We start from the raw sequence: 9574 nt of genomic DNA, 5'->3' as shown, positions 1-9574 counted from the left end.
TGGATATCGGTGTTCATCTGGCACAGGCGCGGCTCACCGCGAAACTGGTGCTCGTCGTCAGCCTGGTGCTCACGCTGCTGATCGGGGTGTTGATATGGTGAGTCGAGTACCCAGCGGCGCGCGCTACGGCATCAAGGATTGGCTGGCGCAGCGGCTGACGGCCGTCGTCATGGTTCTGTACACCCTGTTCATGACCGGGTATCTGTTGTGGCATCCCGTATCGAATTTCGCCGACTGGCAAATGCTGTTCCATAGCTTGCCCGTTCGCCTGTTAAGCCTGATTTTTCTACTGAGCTTGTTTGTTCACGCCTGGTTGGGCATGCGGGATATTTTCATGGATTACGTTCATCCCACGTTGATCCGGCTTGGCCTGCATGCATTCGTGATTCTGGCGCTTGTGGCCTATACCGCGTGGGCTGTGCAGATTTTATGGAGCCCCGCATGAACACGACCATGACCCCCAGAATGACGATGGAAAAGCGAACATTCGATGCGGTAATCATCGGTGGCGGTGGCGCGGGCCTGCGTGCGGCCTTGCAGCTTGCCGAAGCCGGTATTCGCGTGGCTGTGGTCTCCAAGGTGTATCCCACACGCTCGCACACGGTTTCAGCCCAGGGCGGCATCGCTGCCAGCCTCGGCAACGTGAGTGCGGATAACTGGCACTGGCATATGTACGACACGGTCAAGGGTTCGGATTATCTGGGCGATCAGGATGCTATCGAGTTCATGTGCCGCAACGCCAACGAAGCGGTGATCGAGTTGGAGCACTACGGCATGCCGTTCGACCGCCTGGATAACGGCAAGATCTATCAGCGCCCGTTCGGCGGCATGACCCAAGAGTACGGCGGTGCCCCCGCTGTGCGAACCTGCTCGGTAGCCGATCGCACCGGGCACGCCATGCTTCACACGTTGTATCAGCGCAATATCGCCGCCCGTACCCATTTTTTTGAAGAATACTTCGCGATTGATCTCGTTATGGACGAACAGGGCCATGCCTTGGGTGTGGTGGCTTTGGGCATCGAATCCGGAGAACCGGTGTTCATCGAGGCGCGCGCCACCCTGCTCGCGACCGGCGGTGCGGGACGGATTTTCTCGGCCACCACCAATGCCCTGATTAATACGGGTGATGGCCTCGGGATGGCACTGCGCGCCGGCATTCCGCTCGAAGACATGGAGTTCTGGCAATTTCACCCCACCGGGATTCATGGTGCGGGCGTGCTGGTGACCGAAGGGGTGCGCGGCGAAGGTGGTTATCTGGTGAACAAGCACGGCGAGCGCTTTATGGAGCGCTACGCGCCCAATGCCAAGGACCTTGCCAGCCGCGATGTCGTTTCCCGCGCCATGGCGGTGGAGATTTTTGAAGGACGAGGCTGCGGCGAACAGGGCGACCACGTGCTGCTCAAGCTCGATCACCTCGGCCGGGAAGTTATTCATCAGCGCCTACCTGGGATTAGTGAGCTGGCAAAAAAATTCGCCCATGTCGATCCGGCCAAAGACCCGATTCCCGTCGTACCCACCGTGCATTACATGATGGGCGGTATTCCGACCGACTTGCATGGCCGCGTGGTGAAGCCATCGGCTGATGGCACTCAGGCTGTGGTTCCCGGTCTTTACGCCATCGGCGAATGCGCCTGCGTATCGGTGCATGGTGCCAACCGTCTGGGCAGTAATTCACTGCTCGATTTGATCGTCTTCGGGCGCGCTGCCGGTAACGACGTGATTGCTTATTGCCGTGAAAACCCGTCGGCGCGTGCTGTTCCACCGGCTTCCTTAGAACGCATCTCGGCGCGGATGGCGCGTTGGGAAACAAAGGGCGAAGGCATCACCGTGGCGCAATTGCGTGACGAAATGCGCAAGACGATGCTAGCGCATTGCGGTGTATTCCGCACGGAAGCCGTCTTGCAGGCAGGTGTCCGAAAAATGCAGGAAATTGCGGCGAAATTACCCGATGTGGTGCTGCGCGATCACAGCAAGGTATTCAACACGGGCCGCATCGAGGCGCTGGAGCTTGAGAACCTGGTGGCGGTGGCACTGGCGACGATGATTTCTGCGGCCGCGCGTAAGGAGAGCCGTGGCGCACATGCCCGCGATGATTTCCCCGAACGCAACGATGCCGAATGGATGAAGCACTCGCTCTATTTCGCCGACGGCCATCGTCTCGATTACAAGCCGGTACGCCAGCAGCCACTGACCGTAGATGCCTTCCAACCCAAGCCACGCGTTTACTAGCAGGATTCCGCCATGCGCTTTTCCATCTACCGCTACAACCCCGATACCGACGCTAAGCCCTACATGCAGGACTACGATCTGGATATCGAGCCGGAAGGCAATATGCTGCTCGACGCCATCCTGATGATCAAGGAACAGGATGAAACGCTGAGCGTGCGCTGTTCCTGTCGCGAGGGGGTGTGCGGCTCGGATGGCATGAACATCAACGGCAAAAATGGTCTGGCCTGCGTGACGCCCTTAAGCGAATTGAAGCAGCCGATCATGCTGCGTCCGCTGTCCGGTTTGCCGGTCATCCGCGATCTGGTAGTGGATATGACCCAGTTCCTCGACCACTACCGATCCGTCAAACCCTACCTCATCAATAAGGACGAGCCGGGTCAGGATACCGAACGCCTGCAATCGCCCGAAGATCGGGCCAAGCTCGATGGCCTGTACGAGTGCATTTTGTGCGCCTGCTGCACGACCGCCTGCCCTTCGTTCTGGTGGAACCCGGACAAGTTCGTCGGCCCGGCCGGGCTACTGCAAGCTTATCGGTTCATCGCCGACAGCCGTGATCAGGCACTCACCGAACGCCTGGACGATCTGGAAGACCCCTACCGATTGTTCCGCTGCCACAGCATCATGAACTGCGTGGACGTCTGCCCGAAAGAACTCAACCCCACGCAGGCGATCGGCAAGATCAAATCGCTACTGGTGAAGCGGACGGTATGACCGCCGTGATTGCAGAGGAGGACATCAATCGCATCCGTTGGCACTGCCGGCGCGGCATGCTCGAACTCGATATGGTGCTGGCCCGTTTTCTGGAAGAACACGCCGATCGGCTTACCGCGCCACAATGGCAGGAATTCGAGCGGCTCGTCAGCCTGGAAGATCATGCGCTATGGCAACGCATCACCGCCACTTCTGTGACGGATTCGACCGTCGAGCGCCTGTTACGCGGCTGTATTATCTGTTGAGATAGGATCGGGACAATGCCATTACCCGCGTCATTCTCCGCTTCGACTCCCCATGAGTCACCTGTCGCAAACGGAGGCCGCTCATGTCGAGCGATCAACTGACCCGGTGCATGCAGGCCGAGGCGCAAGCACGTGGTTTTACGCTGGATGCCGCGCAATTGAACGCCTGTTCCGTTCTGCAGACCGTGTATGAACAGTGCTTAAATCGATCATCGCCTTTTCCTACCGTGCCGTTGTTGCGCCGATTGCTGCGAACCATCCCCGCAGTAACGCCCTTCAAGGGGGTTTATTTGTACGGCGGTGTCGGGCGCGGCAAGAGTTTTGTGATGAACGCCTTCTTCTCCTGTATGCCGCTGGCACAGAAGCAGCGCATACATTTCCATCGTTTTATGGCGGATGTCCACGCACGGCTTACTGAACTAAAAGGCTGCGAGAACCCCTTGATGGCAGTCGCCCGGGACATCGCCCGCGGTGTCCGGTTGCTTTGTTTGGACGAATTCCATATTGCCGACATCACCGATGCCATGCTGATTCGAGGGCTCATGCAAGGGCTGTTCGATCACGGTGTCGCTGTGGTTATCACATCCAATACGCCACCGGATGATCTCTATCTCAATGGCCTGCAACGCGAACAATTCCTGCCCACCATCGCGCTGCTCAAGGAAAATATGGCGATGGTGCCGTTCGATAGTGATGTGGATTACCGCCAGAATTTCGCTCCCCGGTCCATGGACGTTATGGCCCTGCCAGAAGCACTTCGGGCGGCCGCCGGCGGGCAGGTGGGGCAGAATGTCCCGCTTGAGATCGCAGGACGTGCCATCACGGCCCGTTGCCTTGCCGATGGCGCAGCCTGGTTCGATTTCGACGAATTGTGTACCGGCGCGCGCGGCAAGGCCGATTACATCGAATTGGCCAATCGTTTTCACACGATCTGTCTTTCCGGCGTGCCTCGGTTCGATCAACACTCGCCTGCGCAGGCACGCCGTTTCATGTGGTTAATTGATGAGTTTTACGATCGCGGCATTAAATTGATTTTCCCCGAGGGGATGCCCGCCGTTCATTTTGACCATGCCGACTTGCTTGATGGCGAGTTCACCCGCGTTCTGAGTCGTCTGGTAGAAATGCAATCCCATAACTACGTCAGCAGGTTGGTGGATTGATCGGAAGCACCATATTGGACAGTGTTTGTACCAATGCTGATACTCATCTGTTGTAAGAGCACTCAACATCCAGGCCTGGATACAGATCGTGTTCCGGAGGCGGCTGCTATCGATGCATCGAAATGGAGACTGTATTCCGCTATTCTGCGGTGGCGTTCGGACGCCCAATTTTCTCGTCCCTGCAATACACGCCACATTATGAAGAAATCGTGACAGGCATGGCATGGGTTGTCGTTTTAAGGCCACAACAATTGCACTATTTTCGATCCTGTGCGATAAGGGTAGCGCACCAATGAGGTGCGCTTGTACGAGCGTGTGATTTCGACAAGATAGATGTTTTTTTAAAAAACAATGGGATATGTAGTTGGCACGGTTTCTGTTAAAGCTAGCAGGCAACTCGCACAATCTCACCTTTTATGAGGAATGGATCCATGAATAAATTGAAAATGACACTGATCGCTTCATCTGTCGTTGCCTCACTGTCAGCTTTTGCTGCACCTACCTATGCTGACGATGCGCCAGCCGTCTCAGTATCTGGTACTGCCGCCGTGGTGAGTGACTATCGTTATCGCGGTATGTCTCAAACCTACAAGAAACCGGCAGTGCAAGTAGGTATCAATCTGGGATTGCCAGCTGGTTTTTATGCCGGTTTCTGGGGATCGAGCATTTCTAATGATGCGCTGTTTAATAATAAATTGGTCGGGCTTGAAACCGATTGGTTCGGTGGCTACCACTACACATTAAACGATGATGTGGGATTCGATGCAGGTATCCTCTATGTCTACTATCCGACAACCACCGGTGGTTCCGGCATCAATACAACCGAGTTGCACATTGCTGCATCGTACAAATGGTTGACTGCTCAATACAACATCAATGCGTCAAAGTACTATGGCATGGTTGATAGTAAGGGCAGTTCCTACATCCAGTTGGATGCCCATTATCCGCTGACCGAAAGTTTGAAGCTTGATGCTCATGTAGGTCACCAGATGTTCAAGGGTAATAACGGCGGTGTATCGAACAGTGACAACAACTATACCGACTGGTCGTTGGGAGGTACTTACAGTCTTCCACAGGATTGGTCGGTTAGCTTGGCTTATGTCGATTCTAACGTCAAAAAAGGTTTTGATACGGCGACAGCAAGTGATGGCTCGACGAAGTTTCTTGGCGATGCAACGGCAGTCTTGAGCGTCACTAAGAGCTTCTAATACCGCACCCATTTCCCAAGAGGTTTTTATGAAACTGGTTACAGCAATTATCAAACCATTCAAGCTTGATGATGTGCGCGAAGCACTGTCTACCATCGGCGTGAAAGGGATCACGATGACTGAAGTCAAGGGCTTTGGTCGTCAAAAGGGGCATACCGAGCTGTATCGTGGCGCGGAATATGTGGTCGACTTCTTACCTAAGGTGAAGCTGGAGATGGTCGTGGACGATGTGACCGTCGAGCCGGTGATCGATGCCATTACCAAGGCGGCCAGTACAGGCAAGATTGGTGACGGTAAGATTTTTGTTTCCACCATCGAAGAGGCCATCCGCATTCGTACCGGCGAAACCGGCCCAGAAGCGCTTTAAGGAGCAAATAACATGAGTATGAATAGAAAAATGCCCAGCGTTTATATGGGGCTAATGGCGATATTAGGGATGGTATTTTCAGCCGCAGCCAATGCCGATACACCGGCACCCGTGTTGAACTCGGGCGATACGGCATGGATGCTCACCTCCACTGCGCTGGTGTTGATGATGACCATTCCCGGGGTCGCCCTGTTTTATGGCGGCATGGTGCGTCGTAAAAACCTGCTTTCGGTTGCAGCGGCCACCTTTGCCACCACTGCGTTAATTAGTGTGGTGTGGGCGATTGTAGGTTACTCGCTGGCTTTTAAAGGCACGGGTGCTTATGTGGGTGATTTTTCCGCCGTCTTCTTGAAAGGCATGGGGTACACGAGCTTGACCGGCACCATTCCTGAATCGGTATTTATGACCTTTCAGATGACGTTTGCCATCATCACCCCAGCGCTCATTATCGGTGCGGTTGTTGAGCGGATGAAGTTTTCTGCCTTGCTAATCTTCATGGCATTGTGGTCGATTCTGGTGTATTCCCCGATCGCGCACATGGTTTGGGGTGGTGGCTGGTTAATGGGCGACGGCGTGCAAGATTTTGCTGGCGGCACCGTCGTACACATCAATGCCGGTGTGGCGGGTCTGGTCGCCGCGCTCATGCTCGGCAAACGCAAAGGCTACGGTACAGAAGCCATGCCGCCAGTCAACCTGGCGTACACCATGGCCGGTGCAGCCCTGCTGTGGGTTGGCTGGTTCGGCTTCAACGCTGGTTCTGCAGTAGCGGCGAACGGCACGGCGGGTATGGCGATGGCTGTAACCCAAATCGCCACAGCGGTCGCAGCGATGTCTTGGATGCTGATTGAGTGGATTATGCGCGGCAAACCAACCCTGTTGGGTATGGCCTCAGGTGCTGTTGCAGGCCTGGTCGCCATCACACCGGCCTCCGGTTTCGTCGGCCCGGTGGGCGCCTTTGTGATCGGTATTGCCGCCGGTATCATCCCATTCCTCGCTGCGGTATACCTCAAGCGGATGCTGGGTTATGACGACTCTCTGGATGCCTTTGGTGTCCACGCCGTCGGCGGTACCGTCGGTGCCTTGCTGACCGGTATCTTCTCTGCGGCCGCCTTTGGTGGCGCTGGCCTGAGCGCTGCGGCAAATGGCAGCATTTTGACTCAGTTACTGATCCAGCTCAAAGGCGTTGGTTTCACCATCATCTATGATGCGGTGATCACTTTCATCATCCTGATGGTACTGAAAGTCACCATTGGCCTACGTGTCACGGAAGAAGAAGAAGCGGAAGGTCTGGATATCAGCCAGCATGGTGAGCGTGTTTAATAACGCGAATCGCCTCGGATAGATAAAAAGCACCCGCGAAAGCGGGTGTTTTTGTTTTTACGTTCTCTGGTCGCCCAGCAGACGGTTGATCTCACTGTGACTCAGAATTCTTCGCCTTCACGCCACCTGCGATTTCTGGCGAGAAAGGATTGAACCGGGATGGCCTGAAGACATCATCATCGCATCATCGCACCAGATCGGACTCGATCGACTGGCGCAGGTGTGACCCTGCAATCTGCTCGATCAGCATCAAGACAAAATCCATGGCCGCACCAGGGCTGCGTCCGGTAATTAGCTTGCCATCCACCTCTACGGGATTATCAGTAATCATTGCGCCCTGTTGTTCCGTTGTGGTCAAGGCGCCGGGGTAATGTGTGATTCGTTTGCCCTTGATCAGGCCAGCTTTCGCCAACACTTTTGGTGCGGCGCACAAGGCGGCGATCCAGCGCCCAGAGGTGGCCTGGTCCTTAAACAGTTGGATCACTCTTGAGTCGGCGGCGAGATTGTCCGTACCCGGCTGTCCGCCGGGGATCACGAGCAGATCGAATACCGATTGCCTGTCAAGTAGCGCGAGATTGCCATCGGTGACGATCCGGGTTCCGCGGGTACCGGTTACTTCATCTTCACGCAGGCTGATGATGGCAACCTGAAATTTTGCACGGCGCAGCAGGTCGATGATGGTCACAGCTTCGAGGTCTTCAAAGCCCGGTGCCAACAGGATCATGGCTTTTAAGGACATGCGGATTCTCCTAGTGGGGTCAAAACAGCGGGGTGTCGAAAGAAAAATAATAAAATTCGGCCCGCCTAAATTACCTTTAGGCGGGCCGAAAATAAATAGCCAGGGACACTATTCAGGGAGTAATTCCTGTTCAGCCCAATTGCTTGGCATACGGGCTTAGTGCGTTGATTCCTGATCGCGATGCGCCACGATGGACATGCCCTTGAGCAGGTTGAGTGCTTCATACAGTTGATAATCGGTTTCTACCAATGGTTTATCGTCGGTGTTGATCATCTGCTTAATTGGCTGAGCAGCCGGTTTTTGATCTGGTTTGTTCGGGTTGCTGATATGACCGGCCAGATCGGCTTCCTTGATGGAGAAAACCTTGTCGATATCCGATACCTTCAGTTGATGCACTTCGACATCCGGCTTGATGCCCTCACCCTGAATCGAGCGGCCCGACGGCGTAAAGTAGCGGGCAGTGGTTAAGCGCAACGCACCGCCATTGGTCAATGGCATGATGGACTGCACCGAACCTTTGCCGAAGGTGCGTTCACCGGCAATTAATGCCCGGCGATCATCCTGCATGGCACCTGCCACGATTTCCGAAGCGGATGCCGATCCACCGTTAACCAGAACCACGATGGGGGCACCATTGAGCATATCGCCCTCGTGTGCCTTGAAACTCATCTGCGCATCTTCTACGCGGCCCTTGGTGTATACGATCAGGCCCTTGTTGACGAAGGTGTCTACCACGCCGACCGCTGCCTGAAGCACACCGCCGGGATTATTGCGCAGATCCAGTACCAAGCCCTTGAGCGGTTTGTCGTCATTGTCTTTGATTAGTTGCTTGAGCGCATCTTGCAGCTGCTCGGTCGTGTCGGACTGGAATTGAGCTATGCGCACATAACCGAAGTTCGGATCGAGCATACGGGCTTTGACCGACTTGACATTGATGATGGCGCGTTCGAGTGTGACGTCAAACGGTTTGTCGACACCATCGCGTACCAGTGTGAGCGTGATTTTCGTGCCCGGATCGCCGCGCATCATTTTCACTGCTTTTTCAAGATCAAGACCCTGGGTGAGCTCCCCATTGATCTTGACGATCCTGTCACCTGCCTTGATACCTGCTTTTTGGGCTGGGGTGTCGTCGATTGGCGAGATGACGGTAATCACCTTGTCCTTCGTGCCGACCTGTAATCCCAGGCCACCGAATTTGCCTGTTGTGGTTTCCTTGAGATCCTTAAACTCGGCCTTGTCGAGATAATTCGAATGGGGATCGAGGCGATCGATCATGCCGCGAATCGCATTGTCCATCAGGGTCTTGTCGGTGACCGGATCAACGTAGTCCGCCTTCACGCGTGTCAAAACATCGGTGAATGTGCGCAATTCGTTCAGCGGAATGGCAGAGTCAGTGGCCTGATCCTTGTCTGCAAGCGCGTTAACGGCAATCGCCACAGAAAACCCGAAAACGGCGGCGACGCCGAGGGCAGAAGTTTTACGTAACCACTGAGCCATAATAATTTTTACTCCAAACTAAAACTAACCGGGCGCGACATCAAATTTGATGGTTCGCACAATCCATTCCCATGCGTACAGAAAACCATGCCTGAGAC

At 55.0% G+C, this 9574-nt stretch carries 10 protein-coding genes; 8 read left to right on the top strand and 2 right to left on the bottom strand.

Annotated features, from left to right (window positions below; all coding sequences use genetic code 11):
- Positions 1-94 precede the first annotated feature (94 nt).
- The 8 genes from sdhD (at position 95) to M7R55_RS04095 (ending at position 7240) form a co-directional block, all read left to right on the top strand.
- The gene (gene sdhD, locus M7R55_RS04130) at positions 95-445 is read left to right on the top strand and encodes a succinate dehydrogenase, hydrophobic membrane anchor protein (RefSeq protein ID WP_298218756.1); all 351 of its coding nucleotides are present in this window, start codon (positions 95-97) and stop codon (positions 443-445) included.
- A gap of 20 nt (positions 446-465) precedes the next feature.
- Positions 466-2229, top strand: a complete 1764-nt coding sequence (gene sdhA, locus M7R55_RS04125) for a succinate dehydrogenase flavoprotein subunit (RefSeq protein ID WP_298218760.1) — start codon at positions 466-468, stop codon at positions 2227-2229.
- A 12-nt stretch (positions 2230-2241) separates the two neighbouring features.
- Positions 2242-2940, top strand: coding sequence for a succinate dehydrogenase iron-sulfur subunit (locus M7R55_RS04120; protein ID WP_298218754.1), 699 nt, complete (start codon positions 2242-2244; stop codon positions 2938-2940).
- Positions 2937-3185, top strand: coding sequence for a succinate dehydrogenase assembly factor 2 (locus tag M7R55_RS04115; RefSeq protein ID WP_298218751.1), 249 nt, complete (start codon positions 2937-2939; stop codon positions 3183-3185). Before M7R55_RS04120 ends, M7R55_RS04115 begins: the two co-directional genes overlap by 4 nt.
- Positions 3186-3268: 83 nt before the next feature.
- Complete coding sequence (zapE, locus tag M7R55_RS04110; protein WP_298218749.1) at positions 3269-4345, top strand: cell division protein ZapE; 1077 nt, start codon at positions 3269-3271, stop codon at positions 4343-4345.
- A 431-nt stretch (positions 4346-4776) separates the two neighbouring features.
- On the top strand, positions 4777-5553 hold the full coding sequence (locus M7R55_RS04105) for a TorF family putative porin (RefSeq protein WP_298218747.1): 777 nt from the start codon (positions 4777-4779) through the stop codon (positions 5551-5553).
- Positions 5554-5581: 28 nt separating this feature from the next.
- Positions 5582-5920 carry a P-II family nitrogen regulator gene (locus M7R55_RS04100; protein ID WP_298218745.1) on the top strand — a complete coding sequence of 113 codons (339 nt, stop codon included), beginning with the start codon at positions 5582-5584 and terminating at the stop codon, positions 5918-5920.
- 54 nt (positions 5921-5974) lie between these two features.
- Positions 5975-7240, top strand: coding sequence for an ammonium transporter (locus M7R55_RS04095; protein ID WP_298218758.1), 1266 nt, complete (start codon positions 5975-5977; stop codon positions 7238-7240).
- A gap of 184 nt (positions 7241-7424) precedes the next feature.
- On the opposite strand, the gene M7R55_RS04090 is transcribed toward M7R55_RS04095, so the two are convergent.
- Together M7R55_RS04090 and M7R55_RS04085 are read right to left on the bottom strand one after the other, a co-directional pair.
- Positions 7425-7979 (bottom strand): DJ-1 family glyoxalase III, encoded by a 555-nt coding sequence (locus tag M7R55_RS04090; RefSeq protein WP_298218743.1) that lies wholly within the window; start codon positions 7977-7979, stop codon positions 7425-7427.
- Positions 7980-8135: 156 nt separating this feature from the next.
- Positions 8136-9476 carry a S41 family peptidase gene (locus M7R55_RS04085; RefSeq protein WP_298218741.1) on the bottom strand — a complete coding sequence of 447 codons (1341 nt, stop codon included), beginning with the start codon at positions 9474-9476 and terminating at the stop codon, positions 8136-8138.
- Positions 9477-9574 lie beyond the last annotated feature (98 nt).

Origin of the sequence: Halothiobacillus sp. (assembly GCF_027346185.1) — a bacterium.
In the GTDB taxonomy this organism is placed as follows: domain Bacteria; phylum Pseudomonadota; class Gammaproteobacteria; order Halothiobacillales; family Halothiobacillaceae; genus Halothiobacillus.
Note: the sequence above shows the minus strand (reverse complement) of the source record. Positions and strands in the feature narration are given on the sequence as shown.